The following is a 20,369-nucleotide window of genomic DNA, read 5'->3' as shown; positions in this document are numbered from 1 at the left end:
TTTTTCTTATGAGCAAACAGAATTTTAAAGTAAAAAAGGCTTGTCAAGCATATCTTGAAAATGTAAACTAATAATAAGAATAGCTAGTACAACAGTTTCGATAAAGAAAAAGGAGCCATTATGCGTTACAATAGATTAAAACCGATAGGGTGCGGGATACTAACCGCATTTTTATTTTTTTCTGTTTTTTCAAGAGGCAGTTTTCCCGTTTATGCCGCCCCCGCAACAACAGAAGAAGCATTCTCAGATGCAGAGGAGCGCAAATCTCTTCCAATTCAAAGCAATCAAATAGAAAACTGGCCTGCAGGCCCAGCAATAGGCGCTCAGTCTGCTATTTTAATGGATGCCAATACAGGCGTAATTCTTTATGCCAAAAATGTGGATGAAAGATTATATCCTGCCAGCACCACCAAACTGATGACTTGCATTCTGGCAGCAGAAAATAGCACGTTAAATGAAATGGTCACTTTTTCTCATGATGCTGTTTTCAGTATTGAGCGTGGAGGCTCTAATATCGGAATCGATGAAAATGAAGCTATGCCCATGGAGGAATGTCTTTACGGGATACTGGTAGCCTCCGCTAATGAAGTGGCGAATGCCGTTGCAGAACATATCGCCGGGAGTATGGATGCTTTTGCGGAAAAAATGAATGAAAAAGCCACTGAGCTTGGCTGCAAAAATACCCACTTTGTCAACGCCCACGGTCTATATGATGACAATCATTATACCTCCGCTTATGATCTTGCTTTGATAGCAAGAGATTTTTTTCAAAATGAGCTACTTTCCAAAATAGGCAACACTTCTTCCCACCATTTTGAAGCTACTGATGAACAGCCGGACGATTTTATTGAAAGAAATAAACACAGACTGATTACCGGGGAGATTCCCTATGATGGAATCAAGGGCGGCAAAACCGGCTACACTGACGAGGCCAGACAGACACTTGTAACCTGTGCGGAACAAAATGGCATGAAATTAATTTGTGTTGTAATGAAAGAAGAATCTCCTGAACAGTTTTATGACACTGTAAAACTTTTTGATTATGGCTTTACCAACTTTTCCGTTGTCAATGTGGCAGAAAATGAAACCAATTACTCTATACAAAATTCTAATTTTTTTAATACCTCCAGTGACGTATTTGGAAATTCCAATCCTATCCTTTCTTTAAATCAGGATAGTTACCTGATTATGCCAAAAACCACCGTATTTAATGAACTGGATTCTGAAATTTCTTATAACACTGATGAGGAAAATGAGGTTGCCGTAATCAATTATTATTATCATGGTGCATACGTAGGTACAGCCACTGTAGATCTTGTTGATGAAAAATCCGCTACCTACGATTTCACAGAAAATGCACCAGAGGAGGAAGCCACAGACAAAAAAGAGCCTAATGTGATTATCGTCAATATAAAAATCATATTGATTGCTGTTTTAGCTGTCGCTGCTTTACTGATTGCATTTTTTATAATCCGTTCTATCATTGACCACCATAACTTCCTTTATAATAGACGAACTATCAAAAAAAGGCGGAAAGGATTAAAGAAAAGAAAGGACGGCCCTCATTTTCCATCCTCCAATTTTAATGATTATAATTTTTAAACCAAATCCGAATCTTTTGTTTTATCTTTTTTTTGAAGAATTTTTCTGCAATCTTCCTTTGAAATAAACTTGGAAGTTTTAACCACATAAACTTTATCATTTCCTGACCTGCGGATACGTATTTTTGATTTCATATATCCGTGAACAGGACAAAAAGAAATACTGTAGTAATGCTTTCCGTTGGGTGAAAACCAACGGATTTTTTTTCGAATATTTCTCCGGCACAAATAACATTTTGTGCTAATGACCTCTTTATCCTCCATAGCCTGCAGCTTGTCGGGAAATTCTCTGGAAATATATTTCATGTAATCATGAAACATAACATATACTTCATCTTTTTTTGTTTTAGGTAAAATATAAGTATCTATAGAATAATTTTCCAAAACACTTTCTTCAATGAAAGACAAAATCTCCGCTGTATAGTGAGCATCACTGTAGGCTCTGTGAAAAGGAACATCCTTTTCGATTTTCAAATAATCAATAGCGTATTCTAAGCTTCTTCTTGACTTCTTATCTTCATATGCAATACTAAACAGTTTCTGCACATCCAAAAACTTGATAGGCTTATGACTTAATGGTTCCATTTCATAATAGTGCATATTTCGCTGCAGCTCATACAGGTCAAGAGGGCCCCATGTACAGAAAATATAATCTTCTCCACACCAGGAAAGAAATGTATCCATAGCTTTTATAAAAGGATCCCCAGTTTCCAGATCTTTCATATGAAGTTGAATTAAATTTCCGGTAATCATATGCATCTGTTTATAGACAGTAGGTTTAATCAATTGATTATAAGTATCAATCATTACCCTTTGCCCATTTAATTTAACTGCACCGATATCAATAATCTCAAAAGGAATCTCTTTTACTTCCGGTTCATTTCCAGTATTGCTTTGATTCCATTCCAAATCCAGTACAATATAATTCATTCCTAAATTCCTCATTTCATGACTGACTTACATTTAAAACATAACTTTGATAAGCATATCATAATTTCTTTCTTCCCGCTACCTGCTAAAAATATTTGATTCCCCACATCAATTATGATACCATGTAATCTATGTCAATGCCTGAATTTGCGGCGTTTAAGAACTGTAAAATTAACTATGCATAAGAAGACTTAGACAAATTATCATTACCATAGTTTACAAAACATGCGTAAAAAAATATATAATAAAGGGGGATGCCATGAAAACAAATACTTTTACGGAAGGAAAATGGAAAAAATTTATTTCCTACTACAAACCTTATAAAAAAATATTTATATCCGATATGTTTTTTGCCTGTATGGGGGCTGCGGTAACATTAATTATTCCCCTCATCATCCGCTATATTACCAGTGATGTTATTTTCAGAGATACTTCAGAATCATTAAAGACCATCTTAATGCTCACCGGCAGTATGGTTCTTTTAATTATTTTAGAATGCTATTGTAATTATTTTATTGCTTATTATGGACATATGATGGGCGCTAAAATGGAATACAATATGCGAAACGAAATTTTTGCCCATTACCAAAAACTTTCTTTTAGCTTTTTTGACAATCAAAAGGTGGGGCAATTGATGAGCAGAGTTACCAATGACCTTTTTGAAATCAGCGAACTCTTTCATCATGGACCTGAAGATATTGTAATCTCCATTATTAAATTATTAGGCTCCTTTACTATCCTGCTTTCTATTAATTGGAGGCTGGCTTTGACCGCTTTTGCAGTTGTACCTGTAATGCTCCTGTATGCCTTCTATTTTAATATCAAAATGAAACGTGCTTTTGTGAAAAACAGGGCAAGGATTGCAGATATTAACGCACAGATCGAGGATAATCTTTCCGGTATACGTGTAGTTAAATCCTTTGCCAATGAAGAAATAGAGATGGATAAATTTAAAGTGGGAAATGACCGGTTTGTAGAAAGCAAAAGAGAAAGCTACAAATATATGGGACTCTACCACTCTGGGTTAGGCGCTTTTACTACCCTGATCAGTGTCATTGTCATTGCCATGGGCGCTGTTTTCATTACGGTAGATATTATTTCCATCACTGACCTCATTACCTTTTTGCTGTATATCAATAATTTTACGGAACCTATTAAAAAATTGATTAATTTCACGGAACAATTTCAAAATGGCGCCTCCGGTTATACCAGATTTTTGGAAATTTTAAGTATTCATCCTGATATTACTGACAAGCCGGATGCAATAGAACTGGTAAACGCCAAAGGTGATATTAGTTTTGAACATGTATCCTTTCATTATGAGGAACACTCGGAGACAGTTCTTTCCAATTTAAATCTTCATGTTAAAGAAGGTGAATATATTGCACTGGTTGGTACCTCCGGTGTTGGGAAATCTACCTTATGTAGTTTAATTCCAAGATTTTATGATGTTTCTTCCGGATGTATTCAAATTGACGGAACAGATATACGTAACTATACTCTAAAAAGCCTTAGAAACAATATTGGCATTGTGCAGCAGGATGTTTATCTCTTTACCGGAAGCGTTATGGATAATATACGCTATGGCCGTCCAGACGCAACGGATGCCGAAATAGTGGCAGCAGCACAAAATGCCAACGCCCACGAATTTATTATGAACCTGCCGGAAGGCTATGATACCAACATTGGGCAGAGAGGAATAAAATTGTCAGGAGGCCAAAAGCAGCGTTTATCCATAGCAAGAGTATTTCTGAAAAATCCTCCCATTCTGATTTTTGATGAAGCTACTTCGGCTCTTGATAATGAAAGTGAAAAGGTTGTACAGGAATCCTTAGAAAAGCTGGCAAAAAATCGTACCACCTTCGTAATTGCACATAGACTTTCTACTATACGAAATGCTGAAAAAATATTAGTGCTTTCCGAAAATGGAATTGCTGAAAGCGGAAACCATGACCAGCTCTTAGCTCAAAACGGAATCTATGCAGACCTTTATAACATGCAGTTTAAAATAAATGGAAAATAGAAAAACTGTAACACATTAAAACGTCTGCTGTAAACCTGATAATCCGCTATCTGTAAACTGACAAATTTAAAAAGGCGTGTAAATAAAACAATATAATAACATACATTATTTTATTTACACGTTTTCTTACTATTTCAAAGTATATAAACAGGATTTAATTTATCCATCTTACTATATCTCCCTTTCCAAATTCTTTATCAGCAGAAAGGATGATTTGACTATCCATATCTAATGTACTTCCTTCTATCGCCGCCCAATTTTCATTCTTGTCAACTACTTTTACATTTACCTCCTCAACATAATACTCTTTTCCCAAAATACCTTCCCGCTCCCGCAGTACGTACACATAGCTTCTGGTATCTGTCTCAATGATGGACAAAGGAGGAATACAACATCCATATTTCTCGCCGATATTTGAACAGCTAAGTGTCCCTGAAAGACCCGGAACGCCTGTCCCTTCCGGCAGATTAATCAATGTTTCAAAACTTCCCGGCATTGACTGGCTTTCTGAAAAATAATCTATGGTCATATCCATCTTCTTACTGCTGCCGTCCAATTTAACCAAAACTTCATCTCCAAACCCAACATATTTCTTTTGTTCTTTATCAAGTATCACCTTAAATTGACAGGGAACATTGTCATCTGTCAACATCATAGAAGCACCATCCGGAATCCTTCCCCCTGCTTCAATATAAATATCTGTAATCATGCCTCCTATTTTGGCCTTTATATTTCCTTCCTGATTCAGAATATCCAAATATTTACTTAAATCAGCATTTAATTCTGAAATTTGTAGCTGTGTAACAGAAAGTGTAGCATCATTTGCATCAGGAAAAAGAATATCTTCCACATTTCTTTCAGCTTCTTTCATCGCCTGATCCCGATCCCGCTTTGCATCTGCCTCTGCATAGGCCGCGCTCTGCAAAGCGTCCAAAAGTTCCTGCTGGGTTTGATTTCTGGTTTCTTCGTCCATACCGGAATTATCCTCATAAAAATCATCTAAATCTTCGGCTGCACGGGCGTACCTGTCGGCTGCACGTCCCACATCCGTATTTTCCAGACGGGCTGTTGTATTATAATCTTCCCTTGCACGTTCTTCTTCTATTTCTTTCTTCTGTTCTTCCAGTTCCTGATTTTCAAGAATTGTATTGACCTGTAGTTGAAGGGAGTTTATTTGCCTTTGCTTTTCTTTTATGATTTCCTTTAAATCATCTAAATCAATCTGAAAAAGAATATCACCTTCTTCCACTCTATCTCCCACGTGGGCAATAAGTGTCTTTACTTTAACCCCTGGCAATGATGTAACCGCCTGTTTTCCGCCTTCCACAACAATTCCTGCTACCTCAACCTTATGCTCTATATATTTTTCTTCCGGCGATATGGTACTGACCATAGGAAGCCTGGTCGTATATACACTTTTAGAAATCAAAGTGCACAACCACATAAACACTAAAAAAAAGCTAAATCCTATTATAATTTTTTTATTGCTCATATAAAATCCCCTATTCTTATCCGTTTTCGAAAATAATTTATTCTTTTAAACCAGAATAAATAATTCCCTGCTCTAAGTAGTCCTGTCCGAAAGTAAATATAAATACCGCAGGAATCAATATAATAACAGAAGCACAAAAGGCAAACCCTGCCTGAGACCAATTAATCTGTGGCAAATATAAGGACAATGGCCATAATGCCTGTTCATCTAAAAAAGCCATTGGCTGCTCCATCATATTCCAATATTCCAAAAATCCAAGCACCATAGCGGATAATAGACCGCTTTTCCCAAGTGGAAGGCCTATTTTGAAAAAAATAACTCTCTCAGAAGCTCCATCCACTCTTGCCGCCTCAAAAAGCTGATTTGGAATACTTCTAAATCCACCATAGGTTAAAAAAACCGGAAATGTAGAAAATATGGCCGGCAGGATAATAGCCTGCTGTGTGTTTAAAAGGGAAAGTCTGTTTAACACCAGATAACTGGAAAGCATTGTGACCTGAAAAGGCAGAAGCATTAAAATCACATAAAGCGCAAATAGAATTTTACTGCCCTTTACCCTATACACTGCAAAAGCCCAGGCTGCAGGTACTCCTACAAGGATCTGTCCTGCCAAAATACATGCCGTCATCCTCATAGAATTCCAAAACAACACAAAAAACTGAGGCGTCATAAAAAGCAGCTTTCCGTAATTTGCAAAAGAAGGGTAATCCGGCATCAGTTTCCAGCTTATAAAATCGGAAAACCCGTTAAAAATTGGATTCAGGTATTCCTTTAGCTCATATTGGTCCATTACAGACCCAGTAATCAATATGATAATTGGAAAAATCACAAAAAATCCTGGCAGCATTAATATAAATATGATAAATTTTCTTTTAAAACCTTCAGCAAACTGATAAACTTTCTTTTTCATGACGCTTCATCCCTATCCCACATTTTCTGCAACAACAGAATAATGATAAATAAAAATCCTCCGGTACATATTGCCGCTGCCGCCATTTTGTCAAGCTCTAAGTTTACAAACCAATTGTTAAAAGTATGCTGTAACAGATATATACTTTTGTGAGGATAGGCACCTGCTACCAAATATGCTTCTCTGTATATTTTGAAGGAATTTAAAAAAGATAAAATAACGATCGTATATAAACTTCCCTTGAGATTGGGCAAAACAATATACCATATTCTTTGTATACTGCCTGCTCCATCCACTTTTGCCGCATCTAAAAACTCTGCGGGGATTCCCGCTATCCCTGCAAGCCATAACACCACGGTATACCCTGTATTTTTCCATATGTAACTGCATACCAGCACCCAGAAAGCAGCCTCCGTATCCAGATAATCTGTCTGTATCATTCCCCAGGTTCCCAACCACTCCCCAATCTTTGTAAGAAGAATATTTAAAAATCCCTGTTTATAAAAGACCATTTTCCAAACCAAAACAATAGTTGCTGTTGGCATTGCAAGGGGAAATAAATAGATTGACTTTATGATTCCTGCATTTTTCAATTTACTTAATGGCCACGCAATCAAAAATCCTATCACCACCAGAAGAGGTATACAAATAAAAGTAAACCGTAATGTATTTTTTACCGCAAGCAAAAATGCCTGATTTTGAAAAATCGTTTTGTAATTGGACACACCTACAAACTGACCTGTTATTGCAGTACTAAAAGATCTTTTCAACACGTCACCAAAAGGCATTAAAACGAAAATAATTACCCCTAAAAAACTGGGAGCTATAAATATTAGAAATGAAATCAAATTTTTACTTTTATTCATTTACCTTCTCCCTATAGCTGTCTTACATTACAGAGGCATAAATCTGCTTTTTACACCAACTTCTATCCATCTGTACTATAGACTTTCAATCTGTATGGAGAATGCCCATATTTGGGCATTCTCTGAAACATTTAGGAACTCTAGCGCAGCATTTTTGGCTCCTTTAAGCTTTTAATGTTTTTTACACTATTTATTCAGACATATATATGGCAACACTTTGCTCGATGGCTTTAACCGCTTCATCCAAACTTGTAGCTCCTCTTAAATATTTGGTCCCTTCTTTGTATACCGCTTCTTCCAATACCGTATCGACTATATATGGCATATTGACATTTTCAATCCAGTCACGCAATTCTTGCTGCTGGTTTTCATCAAGAACGTAAACCTCTAAATCAACCATTATGCCATCCTGATCCGATGCACCGATATAACTGTAGATTCCTTCTTCTGATACATATTTTTCATCAATTATAAATTCTCCTTCTAAAGCTGCTTTATTGACAGGCATTCCCTTAAATAAATAAGACTGATTTTCCTTTCCAAGCAATACCTTTAGTAATTCCTCTGTTCTTTCTATATTATTGGAGGCTGCGCTAATTCCAACCAGATTTTTTGGGATAAATATATTTTTACTTTGTCCATCTAAGGGCATATATACATCATCTGCAAATTCCTTTTTCCTCATTATAGACCTAAATTCCGCATATTCATTGACATCTGTCAATGAACCACATACCATTTGTATTTTTCCGCTCAAATAATTAAACCAGTCAAGACTTCTTATCCAATCAGGATTATCTCTTGGTGTATCATAGTAAGCAATCAGATTTTCGTTGTTAAGCTCATAATCTTCCAGAAATTTTTCTGGTAGGCCCTCCATTTGCGCATCATAAATCCTTTTACACTGTAATAAAAATTCTTCTATTGATTCTTTATTTAATTCTCCGGTTTCTGTTTTCCATGCAGGCGCGCACACCATAGAAAATATTCCCAAAATTCCTTTTTCCGTACAGGCGTACACTAGTGCTTTTCCTTCATTATCTTCTCTTAAATCCTCAAAAGCGTCTGCAATTCCTTTCATATCTTTCATCTGTGAAATATATTTCTCATCCCCCTGTACCATTGGAAGTTGTATTTCACATGGAATCATATAAATTTTATCATCTTTTTTAAAAGCATTTTTAATACTTTCAAAAATTTCATTTTCCCCATTAAGGCTATTTAAACATTCGCTTAAATCCAAAAGCAATCCTTTACTCATATAAGAATCGATGGGCATATCATCTAACACAAGAAGGTCTGGCCCTTCGCCTGCCATAATTTGTGTGTTTAACTTTTTCAGGGCATCATCTCTTGTGATAGAATTACCTTCCCCAAGCCCAACCTCATATTCCACATAAACTTCAGGATTATTTGACTGGTAAATCGTAATTGCCTGACGCACCGTATCATTATCTTCTAAACTATATACCTTGACCCTTTCATTTGGCACTGTGGGAATGTCAGGATTATATGTAAAACGGACCAATTTTCCACCGCCAAAAAGCGCTAAAAATTCGTTATCAGGTAGCGTTACCATTCCATGAAGGGAATAGGAAGGATTATTAAAACAGGAAAGACTTCCGTCAATGATTTGTTCTACCGTACTTCCTCCTATTACGTGACGATGCAATCCTTTTTTCCCTGCAAGATAAATAACCCCTTCTTCCCCGGGAAATATATAAAGGTCAAAAAATTCACTGCCATTATAAACATCTCTCTCCTTATAATTTTCGCTTACAAAATCATTTAATACCTCGTCTACCACCCGTTCCTTTTTCTCCATATCATACAAGATCAAATCTCCGAATCTACTTCCATCTATTATCATAAGGTCTCCCTGAAATGCTATCAATTCCGTCCTGTCTTCTATGGTAAGAAACTTTTCTGCAGTTCCGTCTTCTTTTATTTCATATATATTGGTTCCCAGAGTACTTACAAAAATCCTTCCTTTATCTGAAACCCATACATTTCTCATATAGGCGTCATCTTCTTCAACTGAAATCTGAATTGGTATCTGAGTTCCATCAGGTTTTACAATAAAGCCTACCGGATCTAATCTATATTCATCTTCTTTGGAATTGTCTGTTTCCGTTTCATTTTCTCCCAAAGCTTCGCTTTCCGATTCCTCATCCTGATTATCCGAATCTTTTGTTTCTGCCGGATCTTCTTCGGAATCTGTATTTGAATCATCTTCACTATCTGTATTATCATCACTTTTATCATAAATAACAACAGCGGTTCCATCCGGACCATATGCCATATCCATAATATAGGCATCTTCTTTCATTAACTTTGTAAACCATTCCGTGCCCTCCGGTTCCCAGGTTTCTCCATTGTCCCTGGATACAATCGGAGAATTATAATAATCTGGTATGACTAAAGTTCCATCCTCATATTTCGTCAAAGAATCCGTACGTATACAATATTCAGATAAATCAATAGCCGTTTCTACATAGCGGCCCATAGCTGTATTTTCGTTATTTTCCCCTGAGGCGCCATTTGTTCCGTCACCGTTTTTGTTTTCCTCTGTCGTATTTATGTCTCCCCCTATATCCGAGGTGCCTACTCCTAAATTATCCTTGTTATTACCACATCCTGAAACCAATGCAGCTGCCATGGAAAAAAATAATAAAATAGAAAAAATTCGTTTCATTTTGCCTCCATCTTTCTTTTCAATATTTTTATTACAATAAACTGACTCGCAAAGTGTGGCAGCGTTTGTTTTCTTCTTTATTATTATCTTGTTTTTATAAAGTTTATATCTTTATATATCAAATACTACTATTCTTTACAAGTCAATTTATTGATTTACAATTTCAATTCTATACAAAATTATAAATACTTACCAAATCCGCCTGAAACTCATTTTCAGAAATATACTGGCCCGTTAGTGTAACAGATTTACTTTCTGATAAATCTGACATAGAACCGTCTGTCACCGTAACATCAGAATCACCGTTTACACCGCCATTTGCAACCGTTCTAATCTCGTATTTTGTAGTATCGGAAACATTTACTGTAATTAATACTTCCTCGTCACTGCCTTCCGCCGGGGCCCACGCAATTAAAACGTCACCCTCTCCTTCTTCCGTAAAAGTCTTACTGATTACAATGCTTGATTCACCTATACTTTTGACACTACCTTCTAATATTTCCGTTCCCTGCTTATGATTATCAGATTTTTCAGATGTATTTTCTTCTTTTTCCTCTGTATTTGCTTCACCTTCATTTTTTTCTTCATTTTTCTTATTTCCTTCTTCGCTTGCTCCTCCCTCACCATTTTCCGATTCTTTTTCATCCGACTCAAAGTTATCTAAATTATCTTCCTGTCCATTTTCATCTTGATTTTCTAACCCCTCCACAATAATGCCTGACTCCTCAGATTTCTCACTACAGCCAGTTATTGTCAGAGCAAGAATTGTACAAACCAAAATTGTAAACTTCTTTCCGTAAACAGTTATTATTTTTCTTTTCATAATTTTCTCCTCCGTTTTATGTAAAAATTTTATTTATGTATTTTATCCTATCAGGAATTTCTCTAAATTTTCTCTAAAAGGCAAATTTTCAATTTATCTCTACCTTAGAGAATTTTTAAAGATTTCTGTGATAATATAATATATAATGTTTAAATGAGGATATAATTATGAGAATTTTACTTGTAGAGGACGACAAACAATTAAATGAAAGCCTTACTTTCCAGCTTGAAAGAGAAGGATTTTCTGTAGACTCATGTTTTGATGGAGAAGAAGCCTGCTATTATGGGGAACAGAATATTTACGATATCATACTCTTAGATCGAATGCTCCCTTTAATGGAAGGTACCCAGGTACTTACTTTACTCCGGAAGAAAGGAATCACAACACCTGTTATTATTTTAACGGCGCTTGGCACATTATCTGATAAAGTAACGGGTCTTGACCTTGGCGCTGATGATTATCTGGTTAAACCCTTTGCAATAGAGGAACTTCTTGCCAGAATCCGCTGTATTATAAGACGTCCTAATACTTTAACGAATACGGATACCCTTACAGTTTCTGATATTGTCTGGTATATGAATGAGGACCGTATTCAGGGTCCTTCCGGAAATTGCACGCTTTCAAAAAGAGAAGCTTCTCTTTTTGAAACCTTTATAAGAAGAAAAAATCAAACTTTATCCAGAAATTTTCTTCTTTTAAAAGTATGGGGACCGGACAGTGATGTGGAAGAAGGAAATTTAGACAATTATATTCATTTTCTGCGCAGACGCCTAAACGGCGTTGGAAGTAGTTTGCAAATTAAAACCATTCGCGGAATAGGTTATTGTCTGCAGGATTAACCAATGGAGAATTCTTATGTATAAAAAAGTACATTTAGATTTAACTATTTTATGCGCAGGTATTACGGCTGCTATTATGGTCAGTATGTCCCTAATTTATTTATATATCTCTGAAGCTGAACTTCACAGAAATCACTTTAATTCCTTTAAAAATGATATGAATACAATTACTATGAATCTTGAAAGTCAATCCACTATATCCATGGAATGGCTTTCCAGAATGGAAACACAGGGAAATTATATTTTTTATGTGTTGGATAATGGAATTCCTTATCTTTATAACATACTTACAGATAGTTCAGAAAAATCTATTATTTTTGAAGAAGCTATAGATACTTTTAAAAATTATTATTCTATTGTTTTATCTGAACAAAATTCCCTATCTACCTTCCTTTTTTCTACTCACATAGAATATACTTTCACTTCAACTTCTACAGGGAATGATTATTATGCATGTGTTATAGAAATAGATAAAAATTCCTCTACATTACAGGTCATTATTTTATCGCTTCTTGACTCATTAGAAAAACAAATTTTCAGGCAGCGCATACAATTTCTTTTGATCAATATTGTTTCAATCATTTTATTAAGTATTTTTTCATGGATTTTTACCGGAAAGCTTTTAAAACCTATTTTGGAAAATCAAAAAAAACAGGCACAGTTTATTGCATCTGCTTCGCATGAACTTCGCACCCCACTTGCAGTTATTCTTTCCTCAGCAGAATCCTGTAAGGAAGCTTCTCCTGACAAACAATCTTCCTTTTTAGAAACCATTAAGCAGGAAGGTTTTCGTATGTCCGCTTTAATTGAGGACATGCTTACTTTATCAAGCTCTGATAACCAACGATTTTCCGTACGAATGATGCCTGTAGAATTAGACACCCTGCTGCTCAATTCCTGTGAAGCTTTTGAAGCCCTTGCAAAGAAAAAACATATTTCTATTTCCCTTGACCTTCCGGAAAATACTTTACCATTATGTTCCTGCGATGCTGACCGCATCAGACAGGTTATTTCTATTTTATTGCACAATGCTATCAGCTATACAAAGGAAGAAGGATCTATAAAATTATCTCTTTCTTATCATAAGGAACAATTTTGTATTTCCGTTACAGATAATGGGATTGGTATCTCTGATGAAGACAAAAAAAGGATTTTTGATCGTTTCTATAGAGTAGAAAAATCGCGAAGTACCAAAGGACACTTTGGCTTAGGTTTGTCCATAGCTTATGAAATTGTAAAATCCCATAATGGAACAATAGGAGTTAAAGATGCATCTGGAGGGGGAAGTGTTTTTTATATAAATCTTCCATCCCACCAATAACTGAAAACGAATTTGTCTTTTGAAAAATTGGCAGTATACAGACACACATTAAAATCTATTTCCATACTTTCAAAAAAAATGAAAGAAGGTTGTAAATCCAAGAATCCTTGAATTTACAACCTTTTCAGCGTTCCCTGCGAGAATCGAACTCACAACTGGGGCTTAGGAGGCTCCTGTTATATCCATTTAACTAAGGGAACAACCTATCAATATGTTTTTACTACTGTGTTATTTTAACACAAACTTTTAACTCTGGCAACTTAATTTGGAAAATTTATATACCCCTGCATCCAAATTGTACCTTTAAACCTTCTGCCCACACCAGGTTCACCATAAACATCTTCTTTGTTAATACACAAATCAAAAATCATATCATTACAATTAATGGTCATTAAATATACTTCTTCTTTTGTAAAGCTATTTTCAATTAAATTACAATCAGCAATTTCTCCTAAAATTGAATATTGATCACATTCTACCCCATAAGGCATAAAATATGTGTCCACCAGGCTGAAAACGTCTTCTTTTTGTATTCTTTTAGATATGGCAGTATAAGTATCCATATCATCCAGTGTTAAACTTTCAATAGCATTTTCATCGCCCTTTCTTGCCGCATTTAAAAGTTGGCTTCTATTCATAGAAACCTGCTTATTTCTAATCAAATCTTTTTCACTTTTATTGATAGCCATCATAATTGTGCCTTTTAGAGATAAAGCTGATAATGTAAGAGTTGTACCTCTAATTGGCAATGTCCCTAAATTTTTAGCTTTAACATACGGTATCATATTCTGCAAATAGAAAATAATTGATACACCCATCCTGACATCATCGCATACTCCTGCATAGGATTCCTGGGCTGCATGCCTTTCTAAAGATACATCTTCTTCCGAACTTATGTTCACGCCGCGTAAATATGGAAAATAGTAATCATAAGTAAATTTATCCTCATTATCAAATTCACCGCATACAGCCACACCTATAGATGTTCCAAAATCCTTGCAAAATTCAGCCAAAAGTGTTTCTTTTCCATTTGAAGTATAACTACGTTCTGTTCCTTCTATAATCACATCCGTTATAAGCTTTTGCAATTCTTTTCTATCCGATAATTTACTAAAGCCAATGGCTCTCATATATTTATGCAAGGATTTCACCTCCCATTATCATCTGATTTCTTTTTTACCACCCATATACGGCTGCAATACTTCCGGAATTTTGATTGATCCATCTTTTTGTAAATTGTTCTCTAAAAATGCAATTAACATTCTGGGAGGAGCAACTACTGTATTATTCAGTGTATGGGCAAAATACTTTCCATTTTCTCCATTAATACGAATCTTTAATCTTCTTGCCTGAGCATCACCTAAATTTGAGCAACTTCCCACTTCAAAATATTTATTTTGTCTGGGCGACCATGCTTCTACATCATATGATTTAACTTTTAAATCAGCAAGATCACCTGAACAACACTCAATCGTTCTTACAGGTATATCCATCGAGCGGAACAAATCAACTGTATTTTGCCATAACTTTTCAAACCACATAGGTGATTCTTCAGGCTTACATACAACTATCATTTCCTGCTTTTCAAACTGATGAATTCGATAAACGCCTCTTTCTTCTAATCCGTGAGCTCCTTTTTCTTTTCTGAAACAAGGAGAATAGCTGGTAAGTGTTTTGGGTAATTCTGCCTCCGGAACAATTGTATCAATAAATTTTCCTATCATAGAATGTTCAGATGTTCCTATCAGATATAAATCTTCTCCCTCAATCTTATACATCATTGCATCCATTTCGGCAAAACTCATGACACCTGTAACTACATTACTTCTAATCATAAATGGTGGTATACAATAGTTAAATCCTCTATCAATCATAAAATCCCTGGCATAGGAAATCACTGCGGAATGAAGTCTGGCAATATCTCCCATCAAATAATAAAATCCATTACCTGCCACTTTCCTTGCGCTATCTAAATCAATACCGTTTACCTTCTCCATAATTTCCGTATGGTAAGGAATTTCAAAATCAGGAACAAGAGGTTCTCCGTATTTTTGAATTTCTACATTTTCACTGTCATCTTTTCCTATAGGAACGCTGGGATCAATAATATTAGGAATGACCATCATAATTTTAGTAACTTTTTCACTTAATTCTTTTTCTTCTTCTTCCAATTCAACAAGACGCTTTGCGCCAGCAGCAACCTCTGCCTTTTTAGCTTCTGCTTCTTCTTTTTTACCTTGAGCCATTAATGCTCCGATTTCTTTAGATATTTTATTTCTATTAGCTCTTAAATTGTCTGCCTCCTGCTGCGCTTTACGGCTCATGGCATCTAACTGAACTACTTCATCTACAAGTTTTATCTTTTCATCCTGAAATTTTTTTCTAATATTTTCTTTCACTAGATCAGGGTTTTCTCTTAAAAATTTAATATCTATCATATTTAATCCTCCACAATTTGTTTGAAAACTTCTTATTAATACAAATTTATTGCTTTCTATTTAATATTGTAATATTAGTATGTACATATAATTTATGCAAGCACTTTTTTATTGGAAAATATAATTCTAAACAAAAAATAGAAATTTTAATTTATACCCATTGCTATATGCAAAGTTTCCACTTCTTCTTTACTTAAAGAAATATTACATTCTCCATTTTTAATTTCTTTTGTATAAGAATAACATCCATCCGTGCTATGAACCGTATTCAAAATAAAACCATTATTATTTTCATCTAGTAGTGCAAGACAAAAACTTAATTTTCCTCCTATTTGACTAAAAGCATCATATTTTATTATACCTATCTTTTGGAAAGATGATTCAAACTTATGATATAGTGTTTTAATATCAGTTTTATTTTTTTCAATAGAACTTTTAATAAATTTATTATCTTCAAACAATGCTGTAATCTCATTTTCTAGACTATTAGCATTTTTCCCTTGCATAAATTTTTTATATTTCTTTCTTAATTTTGCTATTAAACACATATTCACAATATTCAAAATAAGAAGAATTAATATGATACCTGCCAATGCTGTTAATATAATACCAATATCAATATATTCTAATCCGATACTTGTAAAAAAATAGTTATTCATTTCAATCTCCTTTACTGTCAATATTAAAAATCTAATATTGACATAAACTTGTTGATTTTATCTGTCTTGTATCTTTTAGATTATTTTGAAAGTAAATCCATAAGTTTTTCTAAATCATCATGACTATAAAATTCTATTTCAATCTTTCCTGCTCCGTTTCCTTTTGATGATATAGTTACCTTTGTACTTAGTTTTTGCTTCAGATTTTCTTCTATATCCTGGTAAACTGCCTCAAGACTATCATCCGTTAAAACAGCTTTTTTAGGTTTTACAGGTTTATTTAAATTTTTTACCAGTTTTTCCACATCACGTACACTGAGCTTTTCATCAAAAATTTGTTGTGCAATGGCATATTGTTGCTCAGGATCATCTATTGTAATCAACGCTCTTGCATGTCCAGTTGAGATCATATCATCAATAATCATTTGCTGAACATTATTGCATAACTTAAGCAATCTCATAGAATTGGTAACTGCGGTACGGCTTTTAGCTACTCTTTCAGCTACTTCATCCTGCTTTAAATTAAATTCTGTCAAAAGACGTTTATATGCCTGAGCTTCTTCAATTGGATTTAAATTTTCTCTCTGAATATTTTCTATCAAAGATATCTCAACTATTTCCTGGTCACTCAGATTTTTAATGATAACAGGGACCTCTTTCAAACCTGCTTTTTTTGCAGCTCTCCATCTTCTTTCACCTGCAATAATTTCATAATGATTTTTTCTATCCTGAACAATAATCGGCTGTAATAATCCAAACTGCTTAATAGATTCAGCTAATTCTTCTAATGAATCTTCATCAAAATTTTTTCTTGGCTGGTCTCTGTTTGGTTCAACCATTGTAATCTTAACGATTGTTTCACCATTATTATTTTCTTCTGATTTATTATGATCTGATTTTGTTTCATACTTAGCTGGTTTTTCACCAACTCCACTTGGAATTAATGCATCTAACCCTTTGCCCAATCCCCTTACCGCCATAATCAATCTTCCTTTCCTTGAATAATTTCATCCGCTAATGATAAATAAGCTTCTGCACCTGCTGATTTTACATCATATAAATTAATTGGCTTACCATAACTGGGCGCTTCAGCAAGTCTTATATTCCTTGGAATTACCGTATTAAATATTTTTTGATTCAAATTATCTTTTACATTTTCAACCACCTGCATAGATAAATTTGTTCTTGAATCATACATAGTAAATACTACGCCCTCGATATCTAAATCCGGATTCAAACGTTCTTTTACCAGATTAATTGTATGTATCAATTGACTTAAACCTTCCAGAGCATAATATTCACATTGTATAGGAACCAATACGGAATCGGCAGTGGTCATAGAATTGATTGTCAACATATTTAAAGATGGAGGGCAATCTATCATGATGTAATCATAACTTTCTTTTATCCATTCAATTTCACGTTTTAGAATAAATTCCTTACGGTCTACTCCTATCAGCTCTATTTCTGCTGCTGCAAGATTTACATTTGAAGGAATGATAGAAATTCCAGGGATTACATCATTTAAAATACATTCTTTAATAGAACATTCTCCTAACATCAATTCATAAATTGTGTTTTCTAATTCATTTTTTTCTACCCCAAATCCACTGGTTGTGTTTCCCTGTGGGTCTGTATCTATTACTAATACTTTTTTTTCTCTTGCTGCTAATGCAGCTGATAAATTAATTGAAGTAGTAGTTTTTCCTACTCCTCCCTTTTGATTTGCAATAGCAATAACTTTTCCCATATTTTATCCTTTCACATTTTCAATAATTTTTATATTGATTTTGTCTCGAAGTCTCGTAAATGATTATATCACTTCTTAAATTGATATTCCATAAATTTTTTCATAAAAGTGGCGGAGAAAAATATACTTAAAAATTATATATACATTACTTTTTTCTTATTTAGCCAACAATCCCGCTTTAAGCAATGGATATCAAGCTTACAGCTCTGCAAAGCATAGGCCGCAAGGCAGCGTGGTATTGACCATCAGCATTCGTTAAATATCTATGAGATGCCTCGTATCTTTATAAACACGTCTACTTGGCTTATTGTTTGTTGAAATAAAAATATAGTAGTACATAAATTAATAGTTTTTAATATGTATATGAATTACAGAAAACCACAATATCTTGTATATGTATATACTAAACTCATAAATTTTATATATATTAATGTTTCACAGCGTATTTTTGGAATATTGTGGGATGTTTCACGAAATGTTTACTAGATTTTGGGGTTATATGTTTCACGTGAAACATTATCTTGTGTTAGTATTTTAAAATTAAGATAATGTTTCACGTGAAACATTTTTAGAAAATTTTTATAATATTGTTTTTAATCGCAAAAACAGCAGCCTGTGTTCTATCAGATACTTCTATCTTCTTAAAAATATTTGAAAGATGATTTTTAACTGTTCTTTCGCTAATATTTAAATTTATAGCTATTTCTCTATTAAACATTCCTTTGGCTACATGTGTGAGTATTTCTATTTCTCTTTTTGTTAAAGATTTGATTCTAATTTTATCTAAATTTCTATCTATTAATTTATCATTTAAAATTGATAATAAACTAGGCTGTATGTAAGTGTTTCCATCCATGATTTCAGTAATAGCTTTTTTTAAATTTTCAACGCTTGATTTTTTTAATATATATCCATCTGTTCCTATATCAAACGCTTTTAAAAGAAGTTCAGTTTCCTCATAAGCAGTCAATAATAAAATTTTAATCGGTTTTTTTTCATTTTTTATTATTTTTAAAACATCAATTCCATTCATATTTGGCATGTTAATATCTAATAACAAAATATCAGGGCTTACATATTTTAATTTATTAATACAATCAATTCCATCATTTGCTTCATCAATTACTTCAATACTACCGTCCATTTCTAATAAATATTTAATACTTTGTCTTACCATTATATGATCATCTACAATCATTGCTTTTATCATTTCTGTCTCCTTTTCATTATGTCATATAGCAATTAATTTTTTTTCAGAATATAGGTTTTTTTATAGGTAACCCAGCATTTCTCGGATATTTATTTGGAGTATTTTTTTCTTTTTTTATTATTAAAAGATTTCGATATATATCTGAATTTGGCAATTCAAATTCAATTTTTGTCTCACATTTTCCTCCGAGTATTCCTATTGCTTTCTGAGCATTTTCATATTCTTTTATTACTTTTTCAGATTTATAAGAAATAAAATAACCATTTTTTTTAACAAATGGTAAACAGTATTCCGATAGAGTAGATAAATTTGAAACTGCTCTAGACACACATAAATCAAAGGACTCCCTCAATTCATTTAATCTGGCGCAATCTTCAGCTCTTCCATGAATAGCATTAATATTTTCAAGCTTTAAATCACTTATTACTTTATTCAAAAATTTAACTCTTTTATTTAGAGAATCTAGAAGCGTAATTTTTAAACCAGGAAATACTATTTTTATTGGTATTCCAGGAAATCCTGCTCCTGTCCCAATGTCTATTAATTTTTTAGAAGAATTATATAAATCCGGAATTGCCTTAATGATTGAAACACTGTCTAAAAAATGTCTTTTTAAAACATCTTCAAATTGTGTAATCGCAGTAAGATTCATAAAAGAATTCCATTCTAATAATAATTCATAATATTGAATAAATTGTTCTGTCTGACGTTCATTTAAAGTAATATTAAATTCTTCTAAATCTTTTTCAAAATTATGTATAAGTAAATCATTGATATTTTCACACACTATATTTCTCCATAAATCTACTATT

At 33.8% G+C, this 20,369-nt stretch carries 17 protein-coding genes and 1 tRNA gene; 4 read left to right on the top strand and 14 right to left on the bottom strand.

Translation table 11 applies throughout. The annotated features are described in order from the left end of the window. Positions 1–120 precede the first annotated feature (120 nt). Positions 121–1,602, top strand: coding sequence for a D-alanyl-D-alanine carboxypeptidase family protein (locus D5281_RS00190; RefSeq protein ID WP_160558150.1), 1,482 nt, complete (start codon positions 121–123; stop codon positions 1,600–1,602). On the opposite strand, the gene D5281_RS00185 is transcribed toward D5281_RS00190, so the two are convergent. Next, positions 1,599–2,531 (bottom strand): exonuclease domain-containing protein, encoded by a 933-nt coding sequence (locus D5281_RS00185; protein ID WP_160558149.1) that lies wholly within the window; start codon positions 2,529–2,531, stop codon positions 1,599–1,601. The two genes, D5281_RS00190 and D5281_RS00185, sit on opposite strands and share 4 nt — an antisense overlap. Before the next feature lie 259 nt (positions 2,532–2,790). Here D5281_RS00185 and D5281_RS00180 point away from each other — a divergent pair, with 259 nt between their 5' ends. Continuing rightward, positions 2,791–4,554: an ABC transporter ATP-binding protein gene (locus D5281_RS00180; RefSeq protein ID WP_160558148.1), complete on the top strand. Its 1,764-nt coding sequence runs from the start codon at positions 2,791–2,793 to the stop codon at positions 4,552–4,554. A 154-nt stretch (positions 4,555–4,708) separates the two neighbouring features. On the opposite strand, the gene D5281_RS00175 is transcribed toward D5281_RS00180, so the two are convergent. The 5 genes from D5281_RS00175 to D5281_RS00155 form a co-directional block, all read right to left on the bottom strand. Then, entirely contained in the window at positions 4,709–6,046 is a 1,338-nt protein-coding gene (locus D5281_RS00175) for an HlyD family secretion protein (protein WP_160558147.1), read from the bottom strand. A gap of 37 nt (positions 6,047–6,083) precedes the next feature. Beyond that, the gene (locus D5281_RS00170) at positions 6,084–6,956 is read right to left on the bottom strand and encodes a carbohydrate ABC transporter permease (protein ID WP_160558146.1); all 873 of its coding nucleotides are present in this window, start codon (positions 6,954–6,956) and stop codon (positions 6,084–6,086) included. Continuing rightward, positions 6,953–7,822 (bottom strand): carbohydrate ABC transporter permease, encoded by an 870-nt coding sequence (locus D5281_RS00165; RefSeq protein ID WP_160558145.1) that lies wholly within the window; start codon positions 7,820–7,822, stop codon positions 6,953–6,955. Before D5281_RS00165 ends, D5281_RS00170 begins: the two co-directional genes overlap by 4 nt. A gap of 190 nt (positions 7,823–8,012) precedes the next feature. Further along, positions 8,013–10,517, bottom strand: coding sequence for an extracellular solute-binding protein (locus D5281_RS00160; RefSeq protein ID WP_160558144.1), 2,505 nt, complete (start codon positions 10,515–10,517; stop codon positions 8,013–8,015). Between the two features lie 169 nt (positions 10,518–10,686). Beyond that, entirely contained in the window at positions 10,687–11,340 is a 654-nt protein-coding gene (locus tag D5281_RS00155) for a hypothetical protein (protein WP_160558143.1), read from the bottom strand. A gap of 167 nt (positions 11,341–11,507) precedes the next feature. On the opposite strand from D5281_RS00155, the gene D5281_RS00150 reads away from it, so the two are divergent. Both D5281_RS00150 and D5281_RS00145 read left to right on the top strand, forming a co-directional pair. Next, positions 11,508–12,179, top strand: coding sequence for a response regulator transcription factor (locus D5281_RS00150; protein ID WP_160558142.1), 672 nt, complete (start codon positions 11,508–11,510; stop codon positions 12,177–12,179). 16 nt (positions 12,180–12,195) lie between these two features. Next, complete coding sequence (locus D5281_RS00145) at positions 12,196–13,500, top strand: sensor histidine kinase (protein WP_160558141.1); 1,305 nt, start codon at positions 12,196–12,198, stop codon at positions 13,498–13,500. Between the two features lie 128 nt (positions 13,501–13,628). Here D5281_RS00145 and D5281_RS00140 read toward each other — a convergent pair. The 8 genes from D5281_RS00140 to rsmG all read right to left on the bottom strand — a co-directional run bounded on the left by D5281_RS00140 (position 13,629) and on the right by rsmG (position 20,344). Further along, a tRNA-Arg gene (locus D5281_RS00140) sits at positions 13,629–13,700 on the bottom strand. Between the two features lie 60 nt (positions 13,701–13,760). After that, positions 13,761–14,651: a DUF3881 family protein gene (locus tag D5281_RS00135; RefSeq protein ID WP_334296594.1), complete on the bottom strand. Its 891-nt coding sequence runs from the start codon at positions 14,649–14,651 to the stop codon at positions 13,761–13,763. A gap of 9 nt (positions 14,652–14,660) precedes the next feature. Next, positions 14,661–15,938, bottom strand: coding sequence for a serine--tRNA ligase (gene serS, locus D5281_RS00130; protein WP_160558139.1), 1,278 nt, complete (start codon positions 15,936–15,938; stop codon positions 14,661–14,663). A gap of 146 nt (positions 15,939–16,084) precedes the next feature. Beyond that, positions 16,085–16,597 (bottom strand): DUF4446 family protein, encoded by a 513-nt coding sequence (locus D5281_RS00125; RefSeq protein WP_160558138.1) that lies wholly within the window; start codon positions 16,595–16,597, stop codon positions 16,085–16,087. Positions 16,598–16,677: 80 nt separating this feature from the next. Then, a complete protein-coding gene (locus tag D5281_RS00120) occupies positions 16,678–17,577 on the bottom strand; it encodes a ParB/RepB/Spo0J family partition protein (RefSeq protein WP_160558137.1) in 900 nt (299 codons plus the stop codon). 2 nt (positions 17,578–17,579) lie between these two features. Beyond that, on the bottom strand, positions 17,580–18,347 hold the full coding sequence (locus tag D5281_RS00115; protein ID WP_160558136.1) for a ParA family protein: 768 nt from the start codon (positions 18,345–18,347) through the stop codon (positions 17,580–17,582). 568 nt (positions 18,348–18,915) lie between these two features. Then, entirely contained in the window at positions 18,916–19,557 is a 642-nt protein-coding gene (locus tag D5281_RS00110; protein WP_160558135.1) for a response regulator, read from the bottom strand. 43 nt (positions 19,558–19,600) lie between these two features. After that, on the bottom strand, positions 19,601–20,344 hold the full coding sequence (gene rsmG / locus D5281_RS00105) for a 16S rRNA (guanine(527)-N(7))-methyltransferase RsmG (RefSeq protein WP_330584716.1): 744 nt from the start codon (positions 20,342–20,344) through the stop codon (positions 19,601–19,603). Positions 20,345–20,369 lie beyond the last annotated feature (25 nt).

This window comes from Parablautia muri, from assembly GCF_009917485.1.
Classification (GTDB): Bacteria; Bacillota; Clostridia; order Lachnospirales; family Lachnospiraceae; genus Suilimivivens; species Suilimivivens muri.
This window is presented reverse-complemented; position numbering and strand designations above follow the sequence as displayed.

Excerpts from the sequence above, each read along its gene's own strand:
- D5281_RS00165 (WP_160558145.1), bottom strand. The coding sequence starts at position 7,822 with ATGAATAAAAGTAAAAATTTGATTTCATTTCTAATATTTATAGCTCCC.
- D5281_RS00160 (WP_160558144.1), bottom strand. The coding sequence starts at position 10,517 with ATGAAACGAATTTTTTCTATTTTATTATTTTTTTCCATGGCAGCTGCA.
- D5281_RS00180 (WP_160558148.1), top strand. The coding sequence starts at position 2,791 with ATGAAAACAAATACTTTTACGGAAGGAAAATGGAAAAAATTTATTTCC.
- D5281_RS00170 (WP_160558146.1), bottom strand. The coding sequence starts at position 6,956 with ATGAAAAAGAAAGTTTATCAGTTTGCTGAAGGTTTTAAAAGAAAATTT.
- D5281_RS00125 (WP_160558138.1), bottom strand. The coding sequence starts at position 16,597 with ATGAATAACTATTTTTTTACAAGTATCGGATTAGAATATATTGATATT.
- D5281_RS00155 (WP_160558143.1), bottom strand. The coding sequence starts at position 11,340 with ATGAAAAGAAAAATAATAACTGTTTACGGAAAGAAGTTTACAATTTTG.
- D5281_RS00120 (WP_160558137.1), bottom strand. The coding sequence starts at position 17,577 with ATGGCGGTAAGGGGATTGGGCAAAGGGTTAGATGCATTAATTCCAAGT.
- D5281_RS00175 (WP_160558147.1), bottom strand. The coding sequence starts at position 6,046 with ATGAGCAATAAAAAAATTATAATAGGATTTAGCTTTTTTTTAGTGTTT.
- serS (WP_160558139.1), bottom strand. The coding sequence starts at position 15,938 with ATGATAGATATTAAATTTTTAAGAGAAAACCCTGATCTAGTGAAAGAA.
- D5281_RS00150 (WP_160558142.1), top strand. The coding sequence starts at position 11,508 with ATGAGAATTTTACTTGTAGAGGACGACAAACAATTAAATGAAAGCCTT.
- D5281_RS00110 (WP_160558135.1), bottom strand. The coding sequence starts at position 19,557 with ATGATAAAAGCAATGATTGTAGATGATCATATAATGGTAAGACAAAGT.
- D5281_RS00190 (WP_160558150.1), top strand. The coding sequence starts at position 121 with ATGCGTTACAATAGATTAAAACCGATAGGGTGCGGGATACTAACCGCA.
- D5281_RS00115 (WP_160558136.1), bottom strand. The coding sequence starts at position 18,347 with ATGGGAAAAGTTATTGCTATTGCAAATCAAAAGGGAGGAGTAGGAAAA.
- D5281_RS00145 (WP_160558141.1), top strand. The coding sequence starts at position 12,196 with ATGTATAAAAAAGTACATTTAGATTTAACTATTTTATGCGCAGGTATT.
- D5281_RS00185 (WP_160558149.1), bottom strand. The coding sequence starts at position 2,531 with ATGAATTATATTGTACTGGATTTGGAATGGAATCAAAGCAATACTGGA.